We start from the raw sequence: 16,599 nt of genomic DNA, 5'->3' as shown, positions 1-16,599 counted from the left end.
GGCCGACGCGGCGGCGCGCGACCGCTGCGACATCCACAGTTACCCGACCTCGTTGATCGGCTTGAGCCAGTCGACGGCCGCCTCCTCGGGCGGCATCGCTCGCAGCCGCGCGTCGCGCCACAGATCGCCCGCGACATCCTCCAGGTCAAGAGGGTCGACGGTGTGCCACTGCTGTTGCAACCGGTGCGCGCAGGCGGCAATCCAAAGGTTCGCCGGCATGATTTCCATGCTTGCAGTCTACCGCAATCACTGTATATTTATCCAGTACATCGAATGGTGCGCTTGGCCTTCTGGCTGGGACGTCGGCCGGATGTGCTGGTGCGCGCGGGCAACCGCGCGATCTTGGAAACCTATCGGAGAACGCCATGAGCAAAATGAAGACGGCCCGCCAAGAGTGGGTAGACAAGTTCATCACCGCAGCGCTCAAGATCGAGCCACGCGCGGCGTACGACGACATCCATGAGGATGCATGCGAGCTGTACGGAACCTCCGGAAAGGAGCCGCCTGGCGAGATCGCGAAGCGACAGTACGGCAGCGAACGCACGGAGTACATCTTGGGCGTCAACACCCCGGCGTGGATGAAGCCGGGCGCAGAGGTCCCACCAGGGTGGAGGGTCGAGGGTGGAGCCTGGCGCAACAATTGAAGACGAGCTCCAAGCCATGGCGCGCCGCGTGGGTGAACTCGGTCCTGATGAGCCCATGCGCTCTACCCTGCGTGACTTTGCAGACCACGTCGCTGGCCGTTGCGCGCGCATCGGCGACCTATACGGCGACCTCGACCGCAACGCAGGAGATCACATCCGCGCCGTGATGCATGGATTCCCGAGCTTAATGCCCCAAGCACCCGATGAAGACGAGCAAAGTTGAGTTTTGAATGTTCTTCGCCGAGGTCACCTTCCTGATGCGCAATGGGCTGCGCCTCAAGCCTGCGGAGCGGGACCCTCCGCTGCGCGTCACCGTGATGATCCGTGAGTCCGACCGCGAAAAGAACAACTCGAGCCGGAACCTGGTGGAGGCGATGCTGTTCGAGCACTGGGGGGTGCCTCAGGCGCGCTCGGCAGGCCTGATCGTCGACCCACAGATGCTCCCCTTCAAGGGCCCCGGCTTCCTGCTCACGGGCACGGAGCTGGACTGCCAGCGTATAGACGAGAAGCTGAGAATCTTCGAGCACCGGCAGGTCTGGCTCGTGGTACCCGTTGCTCGGTGACGGCATGCTGCCGTCGTGACCTCGCTGCGATATCCGAAGCGGCGGAGGCGAGCACAAGACCGAGTCGTCATCGGCATCGCTTACCAGGCCACCTCTCGCGGCTTTGCGGCGAGCAGAGGTTACGTGCCGTTGCCATATTTCGTTGATCGCGCGAGCATGCTGTTCGTTCGACCAACGCACCGGAAAGGCCAGGCAATGAAGCTGATGACTGTCGAGATGACTCACGAAGATGGAGTGGATCTTGCGACTTGGTCGACGACGGGAGAAGTGCCGCCCGCAGAGGCATTCGACCGGCTCATTAGCGTCTTGGCCGAGAGCAGGAAGATGATGGAGCCGGCGTTCTCCGAACGGCTCCCGCTTCTAATCAAGACCTCGCCGCAGGTCGATGGGCCAGCGTGGCAATGGGCGATTGAACCCGATGGCGCATTGATCCTGAACCTACGTCACCCCGGACTCGGTTGGCTGGGCTTCCGGATGCCGCGGGTGGACGCATTTCGCGAAGACCTGTCTAGCGTTTTGGAACAGCGAAACGCGCTCCGTGATGAGTTTGACGAACGCTCCTCGACGCGTAAGGACGGCTGACGGACTCAGTTTCACCCCGCATGCCGCAGGTCCACCGGTTGGTGACATTTCCGACGGACCCTACTTTCACCAGAGTTCAAAAACCTCCCGGAGCCGACTCGCGCTCAGGCTAGGCAACGCTCCCACCAAATTCCGGGGAGGGTTCGGGGAAAGCCTAATCTTCCTAATCGATCACCCCAAACACCCCGCAAAGCCTTTATCCATGCGGGTTTCGACAGTTCAATGAAACCTAACTTTTTCCTAACCTAGGCCTAACCAAATTAGGGTTCCCCACTCTGATCTTCGAGAAAACAAATTTCCATATAAATCAATGACTTACGAAAGAATTAGGTCTCAGGTTAGGTCAGATTAGGGTCAGGCCTAACCAGCGCAGCGCTAGGCGCCATGCGGGTTTGCGGCCGATTTCACCCCCACGATTAGGAAATTAGGTTTTTCCCGAACCCAAACCGGATTTGGTCTCCCCAGTCCACACCTCGACTTCGCGGCGCTCATCGCCCCGGGCCCGCTTAAAGGACGTCACAACGCGTCGCCTGTGAGAGGGGGCCGGCGGGCCGCCGCGCGGCATGGCTCATGGACGCGCGGCCCTTCGACGGGTCCGACGAAAGAGCCTCATTTAGCGGGCAGGCGTGGCGGGGTCAAGACCGCGCGCCAGGGGGCAAAGTAGCTCTCGGCCATCGCCCCAGTACCCGGGAGGCACAAAGGGAGCGCGTAGGGCGTCCGTTGGGGCCATGGACGCTGCATCAGGACATAGGCAGGGGTTGAGGCGCGGCCAAGACCGATAACTCGCTTATGAGCCTTCCAGCGAGGTAGTTCATGCACGCGTCGATACTCTTGGGCAAACTAACAGGAGCGGAAGATGACGAAGATGGAAGTGTTCAAGTACCTGCTCGACACACTTACGGCGGCGGGCACATGCGGGGCCGTGTTCGTTGCCCTATGGCTCTCACGCGGGACAGCGAAAAAGGCTTCAGCAGATGCCGAAGCACGGGCGGGTCTGGTCGCGGCTCATCACCTCAATCACGTGCGCAATATCGCCGCGCTTGCCCGCAAGCTCGCCGTTTTGCTGCCGGCGAGCCGCGCATCGTGGGCAAATCAAGCTGAGCTGCGCGTTCCCATCGCATTGCTGGAGCGAGAGAGTTTGCAAACCATGGGGCTGGACGTGCTGGCGCAGCTACTGCCGCTGGCGGACCACTGCGCAAGCCGCCTCGGCAGGTCGATTGGCGAGTTGTCGACCCTGCTCGAAAGCATTGATTCGATGTCAAGTTTATGGTGTGCTGCGAACGCGGAGCTTCGCAGCGCGTGGATCGAGCGCTGGGCCGATCAGGCGCAGTTGACAGCTTTGAATCTAGAGATCGTCCTCGACGAGTGTGCCCAAGCCGCTTCCACACACGCACCAAGCATTACAGCGGCTGAACTCGGCCTGGAAAATCCGCTGACCACACGACGCGGAACAGACGCGTGACGAGCATCGATCGCCAGCCGCATTGGAACTACAAGTTGGAAATCAGCAGCTCGCGCGACAGCGCGCAGTTCTTGACAGCACGGACTGTGAATGTGATCGACAAAAGGCGGTTGCTTCACCCGACCTTCATCGACTCGACAGCTCGGCCTGCGGTCCTACTGCTCGAGGCCGTGTCAAACAGAGGTGTTGCTGCGGCGGTCATAGCGCTCGACACACGTGGCCTAGTCGAGCCGCTCAATGATGACGTAGTGCAACCGCACGCGGACCGTGCTCAGTTCCTCGTCGGTGCGTGGGAGGTTCATCCCGCCCAGCGCTGCAGTCGCAACCGTGCGCGGATAAGAAACTGCTGACGTCACATATTGGAACCCGATGATCACTACAGCATGAATCTTGTCATTTCTTCCATTTCAGAGTCACCAGCGATGAAAGTTGTCGGCCAAACAAACTTCGCGCGTTGTTCTGGCCAAATTGGCTTAAGAAACTTTTCGAATCTGCTGAAATTAGGCAAATATCGATCATCGTGAGCGCTCACCACCAAAAAAAATACCGGGTCGACATTCCATATCGAAAGTTGAAAGTTGTACGTGGAGTGGTCGGGCTCAGTAATTAATTTCGCGGCTCCGCCTACATGACGCGATTTGCCTCCAACCCACTCCTTGCCTTTGTATCGGCCCACCCAAATTCGCCAGCGAATAGGCGGAGTTTGATGTAAATAAAAGTGTGCAAAATCCGATTTAAGAGTTGCTGAAGTTCTTGCATCACTCAAGTCCAAAAGAAGCGAGGCGTTGACTGCCCAAGCACGCAAGGCGACCAATTCTTCAGGCGAAAGTTCGACTACCTCATCTGAGATCAGTTTTTCAACTGCAGGCTTGGTCGCACTTTGAATTTTTGACAACCATCCACCATTGCAAGAGATACAAACCCTTCTACTTTTGGTCGTAAAAATTCCACCATTCTTAGTTGACGGCATTCGCGGCTGTATTATCGAATGGATACCGGTATTTATTACAATTAATTTTGTACTTGTTCGATTCTTTGCGGGACGCTTCTTATTGAGCCATTTCCCAAAAATGTGCTCATCAGAAACAGCAGCTTCACCGCAGTAGATGCACCCCTTTCCGTCGCCGGCCGCTGCATTTCCGTCGCTAAATTCTTCATTTTTTTGATCAGGCATAGCACCAAAATGTACAGGCCATCCCCCTGCGTCAATGCTAGGAATACACGGATACAAGACCCTTCCACCGGGGTACACCTACGTCGGACAACCCTTGCAACATTCAGTCAGTGAGCATGGCCTCACTCGGGCACCTCATAGTCGGTGAACCGCACGACCTCGTCGCCGATCCACTCGTTGATCTCCTTGAATCGGTCCTGCAGCGGCCTGATCTCGTTGCGGGCGAAGACCTGCGCCGCCGGCAGCACGGCGCCGAAGCCGCCCGTGTTGCTCGGCACGATGCCCAGCAGCTGCGGCGGGATGCGATGGGCGGCCAGCACGTCGTCGCGGCTCACGTTCTTGATGTTGAAGAACTCATCTTTCGCCGCGACCTCGCTCACCGGAATCAGCTGCACGCCGTCCTTCTTCCCGTTGGGCGAATAGAGAAACAAGTTTCGGAAGTTGCCTGGCCCCTTGCTGCTCTTCAGCGCGTCGCGCATAGCGTCGATGTCGCCCTGCTGCTGCGCCGGGTCGCTGATGTACAGGATGAAGCCCGCATGGCTGCCGTTGTTGTAGTAGCGCCGGCGGAACAGCGTGGCGCTCTCGTTGAGCCAGGCCGACTGCAGCGCGGCGAGGTACTCCGGCAGGCCGTACACCTCCTGATTGATGTCCGCCTCTCGCATGTGATGCACGCTGCCCGCCTTGAACTCGTGCTCTTCCTTCCAGCCGCGCACGAAGAAATAGCTGTCGAGGTCGACGCCGCGGCGCATGTACTTGGCGAGCGCGTGCTGCAGCTTCACCGGGCGCCGGGTCAGCGAGTCGCGGCGCTCGAGGTATCCGTTGCCGAAGATGAGGAAGTCCAGCGACCACGCGCTGAAGGTCGTGCGGTCGAGCAGCTTGTGCGGCACGAATGTGCTCAGCAGGATGTTGCGCTTGAAGTAGATCGAGCTGCTGTGGTGGGTCGCCGCGTGGAACGACCGCGCGAGCCCGTGCATGCTGATGGGCGGCTCGTACCAGCGCCCGTTCATCCAGCACTCGATGTAGTCGAGCACCTCGCGGCCGTCCATCACCGGCATTGGGTCACCGAAGGTGAACGCCTCCATGCGGGCCGCGTTGTCGGCCAGCGCTTGTGTATCCATCAGGAAATCTCCATGAAGCCGCTGTTCGCGGCGGTCAGGCCTTCGAGCGGCTCGTTGTCCAAGGCATGCATGCAGGCCCACGCGAGGTCGGCGTGGCCGGTCTCCTCGTTACGGCCCGCGTCGTAAGTCACGTTCCGGCCGCTGGCCGTGAGCGTGCGGCGGATGGCCAGGAAGGCCTGTGCCAGGTCGACCCAGCCAGCGTCGAACTCGAGCCGGCCCTTGCTGATCACGTTCTTCGCCTTCAGCACGAGGCGCGTCTTCACCTCGACCGAGTAGTTGATCGCCTTGGCCGCCGGGAAGAACTTCGCCACCAGCTGATACACGCCCTGGCCGAGGCCGGTGGTGTCGATGCCGACGAACGTCACGTTGTAGCGAAGGGTGATCTGCCGGATGGCTTCCGCCTGCGCCTCGAAGTCGAGCCCGCGCCATTGGTGGCGCTCGAGCAGGCGGAACTTGCCGCCCGGCTTGTCCGGCGGCGCCAGCACCACGCAGCCGGCCGTGTCGCCAGTGTGCGAGGGGTCGTAGCCCACCCACACCGGGCGGTGCCCGTAGGGGCGCAGGGTGAAGGGCTTGAAGAAGTTCGCCCAGTCCACCCACGAGTCGACCATGCAGCCCTGCAGCTCGGACATCGGGAACACCGACAGCGTGTCGTCGATGAACTCGCACATCAGCAGGTTGGCGAACTCTTCCGAGTTGTACTCCAGGCGCAGCTCGTCGATGTCGAACAGGTCGCACCCGCCCGCCTGCGCGTCGAGGATGGTGACGATGTTGCGCCACACCCTGTCCTCACCCGTGAAGCCGCCAGCGAGCCGCGCATGCGACAAGTCGAGCGCGATGCGCTGGTCCTTCGGCCGGCGCTTGTTGAAGCGCTCGCCGCTCCAGTAGGCATATGCGGGATGCTGGATCGAGCTCGGTGTGCTGAAGTAGGTCTTGCGCCACTGCTTGTGCATCGCCATGCCGCTGGCGACCTTGTTCAGCTCCTCAAAGCGGTTTGTCCAGAAAAACTCGTCGAAGTAAAAGTTGCCGTGGTAGCCCTGCGCGGTGCGCGCGTTGGTGCCCAGAAAATAGATGTGAGCGCCGTTGGGCAGGATGATCGGGTCGCCCGTCAGGTCGACCTCGCAGGCCTCGCGAGCGAACTGAACGATGTACTGTTTGAAGATGTGCGCCTGTGCCTTGCTTGCCGACAGGAAGATCTGGTTGCGGCCCGTCGCGATGGCATCGAGCAGCGCCTCACGAGCGAAGTACCAGGTCGCGCCGACCTGCCGGCTCTTGAGCACCATGCGCGTGCGCTCGGTGCTGTTGCGATGCCAGATCTTCTGATGCCCGAAGAGCGAGTCTTGAAACGCATCGCGCAGCTGAACGACCTGCTCCTCGCTGAAGTTGTTGCGCGTGGGGCGCTTCTTCGGGCCCGCATTGCGCTTCTCGAGGTTCGGGTTGAGATCGGCTTCCTTGCCGGTCTTCTCGTACTTGTGCACGCGCGCCAGCCGCTCGATCTGCCGGCCCAGCAGGTCGATCTCCTTGAAGTCGCCGCCGGTCTTCTGGTCCTTGGCGATCAGCTGCACCAGGCGCGTCTCTAACGCGCCTTCAACGCGTTCGATGGCTTGCGCCTTGTCCCATTGCTCGGCATCCTTCCAGCCGTGCACAGTCGTCCGCGGTTGGCCGAGGTACTCCGCAATGGAGGAAATCCGCCAGCCCTGCCAATAGAGGTTCCGTGCTGCCCGACGCTGATCGGGCATCTGCACCTCGGGCTTTTCTGCGACTGCACTGCTTGAAGACATGGCCTGAGGCTATGGGCGCGGGCTGCCCTGCGCGACGGTCAGCGGCCTCCTTTCGGTTCTAACCCAGCGATCTAGAACCGGATTGCGTTGAGCCGCTCGCGTGCTGCGCCGACCATCGGTCTCATCGCATCACGCACCTCGCCTTCAACCTACACGCACACCACCATGGCCCAGAAATCCAAGAAGTTCCGCGTCGCCACCGAAGGCGCAACCACTGACGGTCGACGCATCGAGCGCTCGTGGATCGAGCAGATGTCGAAGAACTTCGATCCGAAAAAGTACGGCGCGCGCGTGTGGCTCGAACACATGCGCGGCATGTACCCGGACAGCGCCTTCAAGGCCTACGGCGATGTGCTGTCGGTCGAGGCTCGTGCGGTCGAGGACGGCAAGCTGGCCCTGTTCGCCGAGATCTCGCCCCTGCCCGACCTGGTCGCCATGACCACCAAGGAAAAGCAGAAGATCTACACCTCCATCGAGGTGAACCCGAAGTTCGCCGACACCAACGAGGCCTACCTCGTGGGCCTCGCGGTCACCGACAGCCCCGCCAGCCTCGGCACCGAGGTGCTCAGCTTCGCTGCGCAGCACCCCGACGCGAACCCCTTCAAGAGCCGCAAGACCTCGCCCGACACGCTGTTCTCCGAAGCGCTCGAAGTCACCCTCGAATTCGAAGACGACGCCCCCGACACATCGCTGCTCGACCGCGTGAAGACCTTCGGCGATACGTTCAAGAAGAAGTTCGCCGGATTCTCGAAGAAGACCGACGACACGGTGGGCGAACTGCTCGACGTGGTCGAGGAAATGGGCGAGGCCATGGGCGACATCGCACAGCGCCAGAGCGACGGCGACAGGTCGGCGGCCGATCTGCTGAAGAAGTTCACCGCGCTCGAGGCCAAGTACAGCGACCTCGACGCGAAGTTCAAGACCATCGACACCACCGAAGCGGGCAAGCACTCGCAACGGCCGCCGGCCACGGGCGGCGACCCCGCCACGCAAAAGACCGACTGCTGATCGGCATACCCCACACGCCCCCGCCCTTTCGAATCACCCGGAGCAATTCATGCAAAACGCAACCCGTCTCGTCTTCAACCAATGGCTGACCCGGCTCAGCGAACTCAGCGGCGTGCCCAGCGCGCGTGAGCAGTTCGCCGTCGCGCCGACTGTGCAGCAGACGCTGGAGACCAAGCTGCAGGAAACCAGCGAGTTCCTGAAGTCGATCAACATCATCGGCGTCAGGGAACTCAAGGGGGAGAAGCTCGGGCTCGGCATCAGCGGCCCCATCGCGAGCCGCACCAACACCGACACCACCGACCGCTCGCCGCGCTCGGTCGAAACGCTGGACGCCCACGGCTACGAGTGCGTGAAGACGAACTACGACACCTTCATCAAGTACGCCACCCTCGACGCGTGGGCGAAGTTTCCGGATTTCCAGACCCGCGTGCGTGACCTGATCCTCAAGCGCCAGGCGCTCGACCGCATGATGATCGGCTTCAACGGCGAAACCATCGCGGCCACCACCGACCTCGCCGCGAACCCGCTGCTGCAAGATGTGAACATCGGCTGGCTCAAGCACATCAAGGTCGAGGCGCCGACGCGCGTCATGGATCACGGCGCCGTGGCGGGCAAGGTCACGGTCGGCCCGGCCGGCGACTACAAGAACCTCGACGCGCTGGTGTACGACGCCGCGCAGACGCTGCTCGACACGTGGTACCGCGAGGACGGCGGCCTGGTCGCCATCATCGGGCGCAACCTGATGCACGACAAGCTGTTCCCGCTCGTAAGCGATCCGACCGCTCCAACCGAGATCCTCGCGGCCGACATCGTGCGCAGCCAGCGTCGCCTCGGCGGCCTGCCGGGCGTGACGGTGCCGTACTTCCCGCCGAACAAAGTGCTCATCACGCGCGCCGACAACCTGTCGATCTACTGGCAAGAGTCCGCCCGCCGCCGCACGGTCGTCGACAACGCCAAGCGCGACCGCATCGAGAACTTCGAGTCGAGCAACGATGCCTTCGTGGTCGAGGACTACGGCCTCACGGCGCTGATCGAGAACATCGAGATCGCCGACTGACCGCCATGCGCCAGACCCCCGCTCAGCGCCATCTGGAACGCAAGCTCGCTGTGATCGCGGTTGCCGCGGCGCCGGCGGGCGGCGAGCCACAGGGCACCGCCTACGAACTCGGCCTGGTGCAGCTGGCCGAGCATCGCCGCCGCCTGAAGGACATTCAATCCATCGAGCGGAAGATCGAAGCCAAGCGCCAATTCCTGCCGGAATACGACGCGTGGATTGACAGCACGCTCGAGGCCGGCTCCGGCGGCCAGGACGTGATCTTCACGACGGTTCTTGTGTGGCACATCGACGCCGGCAACTACGCACGTGCCCTGCAGATGGCGCCCTATGCCATCGCCCACGGCCTGCAGATGCCCGACCAGTACGACCGCAGCCTCGGCACGGTGCTGATCGACGAATTCGGCGGCGCCGCGCTCAGCGGAAAGATGACGCTCGAGGAGGCGCGCGACATGCTGCCTCAGGTGCTGGCTTGCACCGACGCGCTCGACGCACCCGATCAGGCCCGCGCGAAGCTGCACAAGGCACTCGGCTACGCCTTCATCGGCCGGAAGGCATCGGGGGACGTCGACTACGACGCCATGCCGCTGCCGGCCGTGGCCGCAGGCCTGAACAACCTTCAGCGCGCGCTCAATCTGTACGACCAGGTGGGCGTGAAGAAAGACATCGAGCGCCTCGAGCGACGGCTGCGGAATTCCTCCAACGCCGCGCCGCCAGCGCCGTAACGATTCCGGACCCCGGAACCCCGGCGGCTCGGGCCGAACCCTGAAGGCCCCTTCATCGGCCAGCCCACGGACGAAGCCCGACCACCGCCGACCTATTTCCTCTTCGCCATGAACTTCCTCGGAAACCCGCCCTCGCCAACCGCCGCCGAAGAACCCACGCTGGTGAATGACGGCTGGTTTCCCGACATCGAATTAGCGAAGCTGCGCGCGACCGCGCGGCTGGATGGCACGGTCACGCCCGACCGGCTGCGCTACAGCGCGGTGCAGGCAGTGCTGAGCGTGAATGCGGAACTGACCTTGTACAAGGCCGCACAGCTCGCGCTCGGCCGCGTGAAGCTCGAGGACGTGCCGGCGCCCCAGATCGATGGCAAGAGCGCACAGGTCGCGCACTACCTGCGCGCCGTTTACAGCGCCGCGCAGGCCGACCTCGTCGAGCGCTATCGCGACTTCGACACCACGGGCGCCGGGGACAAGGCCGCAGACAGGCGCGAGCCGGGCGCATGTGACTTTCGCCGTGACGTTCGCTGGGCCGTCTCCGACTTCCTCGGCATCCGCCGCACCACCGTCGAGCTGATCTGATGCAGGTTCGCACCGAACAGAACGACACCGTCGACCTGCTGTGCTGGCGCTACCTGCAGCGCACGCAGGGGGTCGTCGAGGCGACGCTGCTGCTGAATCCCGGGCTCGCTGATCGCGGCCCGATCCTCCCTGCCGGCCTGCTCGTCGAGCTGGCCGAGCCCACCACCACCAGCACGCGGCGCACTGTCGCCCTGTGGGATTGAAGCCATGAGCGACTTCATAGCGCTGTTCACTGAGCTGCGAGGTGTCTTCGGTGGCGCTGCGGCCATCGGCCTAGCAGCCGCGATCTACTTCTTCAGTCAGAAGAGTAACCGGGAGATGGCGGGCGCCGACAGCGCCGGGCAGATCAAGGCGCTTGCGGTCTACGAGGACATGCTGAAGTCGGAACGCGAAGCGCGCGCGCAGGCCGAGGCACGCGCCGACAAGTTCGCCGAGGAGCGCAACGAGGCCTACCGGGAGCTCTACAAGCTGCAGGGGCAGATGTCCGAGCTGACCAAGCAGATCGAGCGGCAGAACGCCGAACTCGAGCGGCTGCGCGCACAGATCTCCAACCTCGAGGAACAGATCCATGCCAACCCACGACTCTGACCTGGCACCGCTCACGCCGACCCGGCACCTGCCGCGCGCGGTGCGTCGCGTCGTGGAATCGTTGATCGTGATCAGCGGCCTGATCGGCGGCGGCATCGCCATCGGCTACTACGCCGGTGTGCAGCAGGAACGCCAGGCACGCCTCGAGGAGATTGCGCGCCTGCAGGAAAGCTACCAGACAGCACTGGGTGCGCTGTCCGGCAAGACCGAGCGCTCTGCGGCGAAGGTGGCCGACGCCGCCGCTTCGGTGTCGTCGGCTGCGGAGGCTGTCGCGGAAGTCGCGGGCAAGGCTGACAGCGCTGCAGCCACGGCGAAGACCGCCGCGCGCACGGCCGCGAGCGCGGCGGTCACCGCCCAGTCGGTCAGCGCCGCACAGGAACAGGAACGCCGCGCCGTGAACAGCGCCGTCACCAAGGCGAACGCCCGCATACAGGAGCGCGCTCAATGAAGCCGGTGCTGTTCCTGCTCGCGGCCGCCGCGCTGGCCCCGCTCGCCGCGTGTATCGCCCCGGCGCCAGTCGAGCCGACCTGTGCCGCCCTGCCCTCGCTGCCGGCCGGCGCTACGCCCGTGCAACGACAACAGCACCACGAAGGCGTGATCGCCCTCTACGCTGAATGCGCCAGGTCCCGCCAATGAACGACTTTCACATGAGTGCAGACGGTCACGCCGTGGCGCACTACTTCGAACAGTGCAAGCTGCTGGCCTATCCGGACCCGGGTTCGGCCCTCTACAAGGCGCTGCGCGCTGCGCGCATCGACCCGTACCGACTGGCGACCGTCCCGGCAGCCTACGCACGTATGAGCGGCAAGCCATGGACCATCGGCTGGGGCGATGCAGGGCCCGACGTGGTTCCGGGCATGGCCATCACGCAGGCGGAGGCGGACCGGCGCTATGCACACCGCATGGCCGCGGAGTTCGAGCCTGCCGTGCGCGGGGCCTGTCGGGTCGACCTCACGCAGCGCCAGTTCGATGCGCTGGTGTCCATCTTCTACAACACCGGCGCCACCAACATGACGGGCTCCACCCTGATGCGAAAGCTCAACGCGGGCGACTTCGCCGGCGCCGCCGCCGAGTTCCCGCGATGGAACATCTCAGGCGGCACTCTCAGCAAGGGCCTGCAGCGCCGCCGGGAGGCCGAACGGCAGTTGTTCCTCGGCATGGACCCGCAGGCCGCTATCGTGGCCGGCGTGGCGAAGTTCCCATGAGCTGGCTCAAGGCCCTGCTCTACCTGCTCGCGGTCGCGATATGCGCCGCATGGACGGGCCTGGCATACCACCTCGGGGCCGAGTCTCGCGGCGCGGCCGTGCGACTCGAGTGGCAATCGGAGCGCGCGGCGAACGCGCGGGCCGTCGTCAATGCGCTGGAGCGCACCCTCGATGCACAGCAGGCGCTGGCCGAGGGACTCGTCGCGCGCGATGCGGCGCATTCAAAGGAGATCGAACGTGTCCAAGGCGAAAAGGCTCTTCTTGAGCATCGGCTTTCCTCTGGCGGTGTGCGGGTGTCAGTCCCCGCCCGCGCTCCCGCCTGTCGCCCAGCCGGCGATGAAGGTGCCTCCGCTGCCGGCCAACCTGAAGAAGCGCGAGCCGAACTTGACCCAGCGTTTGCGGCAGCTGTGGCGGGAATCACCGGCGATGGAGACGCCGCCATCGTCGACCTCAACGCCTGCATCGACCGATACAACGAGGTCCGCGGCCAGTTCAACGCCCTGACGGGAAGCGCTCGTGCTCAAACCCCATAGCCTGCGCGCGCACCTGACAGCGGCGACGCCAGAACTGCAGCGCGATCCTGACAAGCTGTCGATCTTCATCACTGGGGGGCGTATCGTCGCCGCCGGCGCCCGGTCGCTGTCGTACGTCTACCGCTACACGCTGAAGCTTGTGGTGCTCGACTACAGCAGCCACGCCGATGCGATCTTCGTGCCGCTGCTGGCCTGGCTGCGCACCCAGCAGGTCGAGATCTTCGAGAACGTGGATCTCCGGGAAAAGAGCATTCGTTTCGAGGCCGAGTACCTCAACAAGGAAACGATCGATCTCTCCATCGAGCTGGACCTGACCGAGCGCGTCATTGTGGCGCCCGGCACCGACCCGGCTTCAGTGGTGACAGCCCTGCGCTACGACGTGACGCACGCGCAGGAGCCGGCGCACGTGGGCACGGTGCAGTCGGCCGAGCGCGTGGAAGTCTTCTTCGAGGGTCAACAGCTCGCCGCGTGGGACTTCCCGGCGACGGAGTTCTGACATGGCAGACGATCTGCGCGCGCTCGAGGACTGGGCGACACCGCTGCTGTCGGCGCTCACCCCGCCGAAACGCCGTGCTCTGGCGCGCAAGATCGGCCAGGCGCTGCGCCGCGAGCAGGCAGCGCGCATCGCCGCACAACGTAATCCGGACGGCACCGCCTACGAGCCGCGCAAGACCACGCAAGCGCGTTTGCAGAAAGGCCGCATCCGTCGCTCGATGTTCGAGAAGTTGCGCGCCGCGCGGCACCTGCGTGTCGAGGTCGATGCAGACGGTGTGGCCGTGGGATTTTTCGGGCGAACGGCACGTATCGCACGTGTCCACCACTTCGGGCTGCGCGACAAGGTGCAGCCCGGCGGGCCCACCTACCAGTACCCGGCACGCGGTCTACTCGGCTTGACGGACCCCGAGCGCGAACTGATCAAGGACCTCCTGCTACAGCACCTCGGCACCTGAACTTGCGGTTCTAGACAAGCGAGATAGAACCGGTATCCCGTGCGTCGCGCGCGCAGGGTCGGCACCATCGACGGCATGTCTGGAAAGGCCCCATCCACCGTCGAACTGCAGCGCCTCATCGAGAACCTTGTACGCGCCGGAACCATCCTTGCAGTAGACACCGAAGGCTACAAATGCCGCGTGAAGTCGGGCGGACTCGAGACGAACTGGCTGCGCTGGTTCGCGCGCCGCGCCGGTGACGTGCGACATTGGTCGCCACCTATCGTGGGCGAGCAATGCATGGTGTTCTCCCCCGGAGGCGACATGGCCGCGGGCTTCGTACTGGTCGGCATCTTCAGCGACGGCATGCCCGCCAACGGCGACAGCCCCAACGTGGAGCGCACGACCTACCCTGACGGCGCTGTCATCGAATACGACCACGCCGCGAGCGCCCTGAAGGCCACGCTGCCCGAAGGCGGCACCGCCGACATCACCGTGCCGGACTCGATCACAGTGCACTGCAAGACGGCCGACGTGACCGCCAGCGAGAGCGCCAAGGTGCACTCGCAGGAGATCACACTCGACGCGCCCATGAACATCGTGACTGGCCAGCTGCTGGTGCAGGGCCTGCTCACTTACACGGCCGGCATGGCAGGCTCGGGCGCTGGGCCCGGCGGCAAGACTGCCCAGATCGATGGCGACATGGCGTTCATCAACGGCCACGGCATCGCGACGGACGGCGGCGACATCAAGGCTGGCGAAATCAGCCTACTGAACCACCGCACCTCGGGCGTCGCGCACGGCGGCGATACCAGCGACGGGCCGGTGCCATGAGCGGGATGAACCGCCAGACCGGCAAGCCGCTCGCCGGCATCGATCACCTGCGTCAGAGCATTCCCGACATTCTCGGCACGCCGCTTGGCAGCCGCGTGATGCGCCGCGACTACGGCAGTCTCTGGCCCGAGCTGATCGACCACCCCGACAACGGCGCCACGCGCGTGCGTCTGTACGCGGCCACGGCCGGCGCGCTGATGAAGTGGGAGCCACGCCTGCGGCTGTCGCGCGTGCAGATCTTCGCCACTGAGACGCCCGGCCAAGTGCTGCTCGATCTGCAGGGCATCTACAGCCCGCCAGGCCAGCGCCGCAGCGTGCTCTCGATGCGCGTGCCGGTGCAGATCGGAGCGGCTGCGTGAGCATGGACATGTCGCTGCTGCCGGCGCCGGCCGTGATCGAGGCGCTTGACTTCGAGGTGATCCTCGCGAAGCGCACAGCGCAGTTTCAGGCACTGTGCCAGCAGGTCGGTCTCGACTACACGCTGCTGCTCGAGTCCGACCCGGCAATGAAGCTGCTCGAGGTCCAGGCTTATCAGGAGCTGGAGATGCGCCAGCGCATCAACGATGCGGCCAAGGCGTGCATGCTGGCCTACGCCCGAGGCACCGACCTCGACAACCTCGCCGCGAACTACCAGGTCGCGCGGCTTGTCGTGACGCCAGCAAATCCGAATGCGGTTCCTCCGGTGCCTGCGGTCTACGAAGACGACGAGCGCTTCCGCGAGCGCATCCAGCTCGCGCCCGAGGGCATCACGACGGCCGGGCCCGTCGACAGCTACCGCTTCCACGCTCTCACCGCCAGTGCGTTGGTCGCCGACGTGGGCATCGACAGTCCCATCCCGGGGACCGTACGGGTCACAGTCCTGTCGGCAGAGCCCAGCGGTGTGCCGACTGAAGAGCTGCTCGACACCGTGCGCGGCGCGCTCAATGCAGAGAGGATCCGGCCGTTGTGCGACAGCGTACCGGTGCAGGCACCCGAGATCTTCGAAACCACCATCGAAGCCACCGTGTACCGCCAGGAGGGCGCTGTCGGCGACGTGGCGATGGACAACGCGCGTCAAGCGCTCGGTGCATGGCTGCTCAAGGTTCGCCGTCTCGCCGCCGGCCTGCCGCACTCCGGCATCGATGCCGCGCTGCACCAGCCGGGCGTAAACCGTGTGGTGATCACGGCGCCGCCGGCCGACATGCTGTGCACGAGGACCCAGTGGGTGCGCGTTACCGGCATCAGCCTGACGGAGGTGGTCGTCGATGGCTAGCCTCACCCCAGCACAGCGCCTGCTGCCGCCCAACCGCACGCCCCTCGAACTGGCACTGGCGGGCGCATCGCCGATGGATCTGGATACCGATGGCCTGCGCCATCTGTGGACCGCCATGCTGTGCCTGGCGCCGCTACTGCCGTGGCTCTCGTGGACCTTGTCTGTAGAAGCCTGGCACGAGGCCAGGTCCGACGACGCGCGGCGCGCGCTCATCCTGTCGAGCATCGAGATCCACCGTCACAAGGGCACGCCTTGGGCGATCCGCTTGCTGATCCGGTCGCTGGGCTTCGGCGAGGTCGACATCCTCGAACGTGTCGGCGGTCGTACACACAACGGCACCATCCGACGCAACGGCGTGTACCCGCATGCGCCGCTGTCAACCACGTGGGCCACCTACATGGTGTCGTTCCAGCGCCCCATCACGAATGCACAGGCGGAACGCCTGCGCAAGCTCCTGCCGTCCGTCGCTCCCGCGCGCTGCCATCTGGTTGCGCTGCGCTATGCCGCGGTCGCGAACAGCCACAACGGCGCCACACGACGCGACGGCGCCTACAACCACGGAAGCGCCTGA

Annotated in this window: 24 protein-coding genes; 20 read left to right on the top strand and 4 right to left on the bottom strand. The window is 64.1% G+C overall.

All coding sequences use genetic code 11. The annotated features are described in order from the left end of the window. Positions 1-39: 39 nt before the first annotated feature. Positions 40-228 (bottom strand): hypothetical protein, encoded by a 189-nt coding sequence (locus tag BM013_RS00275; RefSeq protein ID WP_093121387.1) that lies wholly within the window; start codon positions 226-228, stop codon positions 40-42. A 137-nt stretch (positions 229-365) separates the two neighbouring features. Between BM013_RS00275 and BM013_RS00270 the strand changes: the two genes are divergently transcribed. The 4 genes from BM013_RS00270 (at position 366) to BM013_RS00250 (ending at position 3,251) form a co-directional block, all read left to right on the top strand. Beyond that, on the top strand, positions 366-644 hold the full coding sequence (locus BM013_RS00270; RefSeq protein ID WP_143098217.1) for a hypothetical protein: 279 nt from the start codon (positions 366-368) through the stop codon (positions 642-644). 230 nt (positions 645-874) lie between these two features. Then, positions 875-1,207, top strand: coding sequence for a hypothetical protein (locus tag BM013_RS00260; protein WP_093121378.1), 333 nt, complete (start codon positions 875-877; stop codon positions 1,205-1,207). Between the two features lie 195 nt (positions 1,208-1,402). After that, the gene (locus BM013_RS00255) at positions 1,403-1,789 is read left to right on the top strand and encodes a hypothetical protein (protein ID WP_093121377.1); all 387 of its coding nucleotides are present in this window, start codon (positions 1,403-1,405) and stop codon (positions 1,787-1,789) included. 856 nt (positions 1,790-2,645) lie between these two features. After that, positions 2,646-3,251, top strand: coding sequence for a hypothetical protein (locus BM013_RS00250; RefSeq protein WP_093121376.1), 606 nt, complete (start codon positions 2,646-2,648; stop codon positions 3,249-3,251). Positions 3,252-3,627: 376 nt separating this feature from the next. On the opposite strand, the gene BM013_RS40340 is transcribed toward BM013_RS00250, so the two are convergent. From BM013_RS40340 to BM013_RS00240, 3 genes are all read right to left on the bottom strand, one after another. Further along, positions 3,628-4,425, bottom strand: a complete 798-nt coding sequence (locus BM013_RS40340; RefSeq protein WP_143098215.1) for a hypothetical protein — start codon at positions 4,423-4,425, stop codon at positions 3,628-3,630. Positions 4,426-4,547: 122 nt separating this feature from the next. Continuing rightward, complete coding sequence (locus tag BM013_RS00245) at positions 4,548-5,543, bottom strand: phage portal protein (protein WP_093121375.1); 996 nt, start codon at positions 5,541-5,543, stop codon at positions 4,548-4,550. Then, the gene (locus tag BM013_RS00240) at positions 5,543-7,321 is read right to left on the bottom strand and encodes a terminase ATPase subunit family protein (protein WP_093121374.1); all 1,779 of its coding nucleotides are present in this window, start codon (positions 7,319-7,321) and stop codon (positions 5,543-5,545) included. Before BM013_RS00240 ends, BM013_RS00245 begins: the two co-directional genes overlap by 1 nt. Positions 7,322-7,486: 165 nt before the next feature. Between BM013_RS00240 and BM013_RS00235 the strand changes: the two genes are divergently transcribed. The 16 genes from BM013_RS00235 (at position 7,487) to BM013_RS00160 (ending at position 16,599) form a co-directional block, all read left to right on the top strand. Further along, positions 7,487-8,329: a GPO family capsid scaffolding protein gene (locus tag BM013_RS00235; RefSeq protein WP_093123236.1), complete on the top strand. Its 843-nt coding sequence runs from the start codon at positions 7,487-7,489 to the stop codon at positions 8,327-8,329. A gap of 49 nt (positions 8,330-8,378) precedes the next feature. Further along, the gene (locus tag BM013_RS00230; RefSeq protein ID WP_093121372.1) at positions 8,379-9,386 is read left to right on the top strand and encodes a phage major capsid protein, P2 family; all 1,008 of its coding nucleotides are present in this window, start codon (positions 8,379-8,381) and stop codon (positions 9,384-9,386) included. Between the two features lie 5 nt (positions 9,387-9,391). Next, positions 9,392-10,108: a phage terminase small subunit gene (gpM, locus tag BM013_RS00225; RefSeq protein ID WP_093121371.1), complete on the top strand. Its 717-nt coding sequence runs from the start codon at positions 9,392-9,394 to the stop codon at positions 10,106-10,108. Between the two features lie 108 nt (positions 10,109-10,216). Further along, positions 10,217-10,687: a head completion/stabilization protein gene (locus BM013_RS00220; RefSeq protein ID WP_093121369.1), complete on the top strand. Its 471-nt coding sequence runs from the start codon at positions 10,217-10,219 to the stop codon at positions 10,685-10,687. Beyond that, positions 10,687-10,890 (top strand): tail protein X, encoded by a 204-nt coding sequence (locus BM013_RS00215; RefSeq protein WP_093121367.1) that lies wholly within the window; start codon positions 10,687-10,689, stop codon positions 10,888-10,890. The genes BM013_RS00220 and BM013_RS00215 overlap by 1 nt, the downstream gene beginning before the upstream one ends. Positions 10,891-10,894: 4 nt before the next feature. After that, entirely contained in the window at positions 10,895-11,275 is a 381-nt protein-coding gene (locus BM013_RS00210) for a chemotaxis protein (protein ID WP_143098214.1), read from the top strand. Then, positions 11,256-11,723: a hypothetical protein gene (locus BM013_RS00205; RefSeq protein WP_093121364.1), complete on the top strand. Its 468-nt coding sequence runs from the start codon at positions 11,256-11,258 to the stop codon at positions 11,721-11,723. Before BM013_RS00210 ends, BM013_RS00205 begins: the two co-directional genes overlap by 20 nt. Next, on the top strand, positions 11,720-11,911 hold the full coding sequence (locus BM013_RS00200) for a hypothetical protein (RefSeq protein ID WP_093121362.1): 192 nt from the start codon (positions 11,720-11,722) through the stop codon (positions 11,909-11,911). Before BM013_RS00205 ends, BM013_RS00200 begins: the two co-directional genes overlap by 4 nt. Positions 11,912-11,922: 11 nt before the next feature. Continuing rightward, the gene (locus tag BM013_RS00195; protein WP_256221317.1) at positions 11,923-12,480 is read left to right on the top strand and encodes a lysozyme; all 558 of its coding nucleotides are present in this window, start codon (positions 11,923-11,925) and stop codon (positions 12,478-12,480) included. Beyond that, positions 12,477-13,013 carry a lysis system spanin subunit gene (locus BM013_RS00190; RefSeq protein WP_093121360.1) on the top strand — a complete coding sequence of 179 codons (537 nt, stop codon included), beginning with the start codon at positions 12,477-12,479 and terminating at the stop codon, positions 13,011-13,013. Before BM013_RS00195 ends, BM013_RS00190 begins: the two co-directional genes overlap by 4 nt. Further along, positions 12,997-13,509, top strand: coding sequence for a phage tail protein (locus tag BM013_RS00185; protein WP_093121359.1), 513 nt, complete (start codon positions 12,997-12,999; stop codon positions 13,507-13,509). The genes BM013_RS00190 and BM013_RS00185 overlap by 17 nt, the downstream gene beginning before the upstream one ends. A gap of 1 nt (position 13,510) precedes the next feature. Further along, the gene (locus BM013_RS00180; RefSeq protein ID WP_093121357.1) at positions 13,511-13,963 is read left to right on the top strand and encodes a phage virion morphogenesis protein; all 453 of its coding nucleotides are present in this window, start codon (positions 13,511-13,513) and stop codon (positions 13,961-13,963) included. A 75-nt stretch (positions 13,964-14,038) separates the two neighbouring features. Further along, positions 14,039-14,776: a phage baseplate assembly protein V gene (locus tag BM013_RS00175; RefSeq protein WP_143098213.1), complete on the top strand. Its 738-nt coding sequence runs from the start codon at positions 14,039-14,041 to the stop codon at positions 14,774-14,776. Then, a complete protein-coding gene (locus BM013_RS00170; protein ID WP_093121354.1) occupies positions 14,773-15,135 on the top strand; it encodes a GPW/gp25 family protein in 363 nt (120 codons plus the stop codon). The genes BM013_RS00175 and BM013_RS00170 overlap by 4 nt, the downstream gene beginning before the upstream one ends. Positions 15,136-15,137: 2 nt before the next feature. After that, complete coding sequence (locus BM013_RS00165) at positions 15,138-16,028, top strand: baseplate assembly protein (protein WP_093121352.1); 891 nt, start codon at positions 15,138-15,140, stop codon at positions 16,026-16,028. Continuing rightward, entirely contained in the window at positions 16,021-16,599 is a 579-nt protein-coding gene (locus tag BM013_RS00160; protein ID WP_093121348.1) for a phage tail protein I, read from the top strand. Before BM013_RS00165 ends, BM013_RS00160 begins: the two co-directional genes overlap by 8 nt.

The organism is Variovorax sp. OK605 (assembly GCF_900115445.1).
Taxonomy (GTDB): Bacteria; Pseudomonadota; Gammaproteobacteria; order Burkholderiales; family Burkholderiaceae_C; genus Variovorax.
Note: the sequence above shows the minus strand (reverse complement) of the source record. Positions and strands in the feature narration are given on the sequence as shown.

What these genes read in the sequence shown, in the direction of transcription:
- BM013_RS40340 (WP_143098215.1), bottom strand. Translation starts at nt 4,425, where the DNA reads ATGCCTGATCAAAAAAATGAAGAATTTAGCGACGGAAATGCAGCGGCC.
- BM013_RS00235 (WP_093123236.1), top strand. Translation starts at nt 7,487, where the DNA reads ATGGCCCAGAAATCCAAGAAGTTCCGCGTCGCCACCGAAGGCGCAACC.
- BM013_RS00165 (WP_093121352.1), top strand. Translation starts at nt 15,138, where the DNA reads ATGGACATGTCGCTGCTGCCGGCGCCGGCCGTGATCGAGGCGCTTGAC.
- BM013_RS00190 (WP_093121360.1), top strand. Translation starts at nt 12,477, where the DNA reads ATGAGCTGGCTCAAGGCCCTGCTCTACCTGCTCGCGGTCGCGATATGC.
- gpM (WP_093121371.1), top strand. Translation starts at nt 9,392, where the DNA reads ATGCGCCAGACCCCCGCTCAGCGCCATCTGGAACGCAAGCTCGCTGTG.
- BM013_RS00220 (WP_093121369.1), top strand. Translation starts at nt 10,217, where the DNA reads ATGAACTTCCTCGGAAACCCGCCCTCGCCAACCGCCGCCGAAGAACCC.
- BM013_RS00250 (WP_093121376.1), top strand. Translation starts at nt 2,646, where the DNA reads ATGACGAAGATGGAAGTGTTCAAGTACCTGCTCGACACACTTACGGCG.
- BM013_RS00230 (WP_093121372.1), top strand. Translation starts at nt 8,379, where the DNA reads ATGCAAAACGCAACCCGTCTCGTCTTCAACCAATGGCTGACCCGGCTC.
- BM013_RS00255 (WP_093121377.1), top strand. Translation starts at nt 1,403, where the DNA reads ATGAAGCTGATGACTGTCGAGATGACTCACGAAGATGGAGTGGATCTT.
- BM013_RS00160 (WP_093121348.1), top strand. Translation starts at nt 16,021, where the DNA reads ATGGCTAGCCTCACCCCAGCACAGCGCCTGCTGCCGCCCAACCGCACG.
- BM013_RS00260 (WP_093121378.1), top strand. Translation starts at nt 875, where the DNA reads ATGTTCTTCGCCGAGGTCACCTTCCTGATGCGCAATGGGCTGCGCCTC.
- BM013_RS00175 (WP_143098213.1), top strand. Translation starts at nt 14,039, where the DNA reads ATGTCTGGAAAGGCCCCATCCACCGTCGAACTGCAGCGCCTCATCGAG.
- BM013_RS00170 (WP_093121354.1), top strand. Translation starts at nt 14,773, where the DNA reads ATGAGCGGGATGAACCGCCAGACCGGCAAGCCGCTCGCCGGCATCGAT.
- BM013_RS00200 (WP_093121362.1), top strand. Translation starts at nt 11,720, where the DNA reads ATGAAGCCGGTGCTGTTCCTGCTCGCGGCCGCCGCGCTGGCCCCGCTC.
- BM013_RS00275 (WP_093121387.1), bottom strand. Translation starts at nt 228, where the DNA reads ATGGAAATCATGCCGGCGAACCTTTGGATTGCCGCCTGCGCGCACCGG.
- BM013_RS00205 (WP_093121364.1), top strand. Translation starts at nt 11,256, where the DNA reads ATGCCAACCCACGACTCTGACCTGGCACCGCTCACGCCGACCCGGCAC.
- BM013_RS00180 (WP_093121357.1), top strand. Translation starts at nt 13,511, where the DNA reads ATGGCAGACGATCTGCGCGCGCTCGAGGACTGGGCGACACCGCTGCTG.
- BM013_RS00240 (WP_093121374.1), bottom strand. Translation starts at nt 7,321, where the DNA reads ATGTCTTCAAGCAGTGCAGTCGCAGAAAAGCCCGAGGTGCAGATGCCC.
- BM013_RS00195 (WP_256221317.1), top strand. Translation starts at nt 11,923, where the DNA reads ATGAGTGCAGACGGTCACGCCGTGGCGCACTACTTCGAACAGTGCAAG.
- BM013_RS00210 (WP_143098214.1), top strand. Translation starts at nt 10,895, where the DNA reads ATGAGCGACTTCATAGCGCTGTTCACTGAGCTGCGAGGTGTCTTCGGT.
- BM013_RS00245 (WP_093121375.1), bottom strand. Translation starts at nt 5,543, where the DNA reads ATGGATACACAAGCGCTGGCCGACAACGCGGCCCGCATGGAGGCGTTC.
- BM013_RS00270 (WP_143098217.1), top strand. Translation starts at nt 366, where the DNA reads ATGAGCAAAATGAAGACGGCCCGCCAAGAGTGGGTAGACAAGTTCATC.
- BM013_RS00215 (WP_093121367.1), top strand. Translation starts at nt 10,687, where the DNA reads ATGCAGGTTCGCACCGAACAGAACGACACCGTCGACCTGCTGTGCTGG.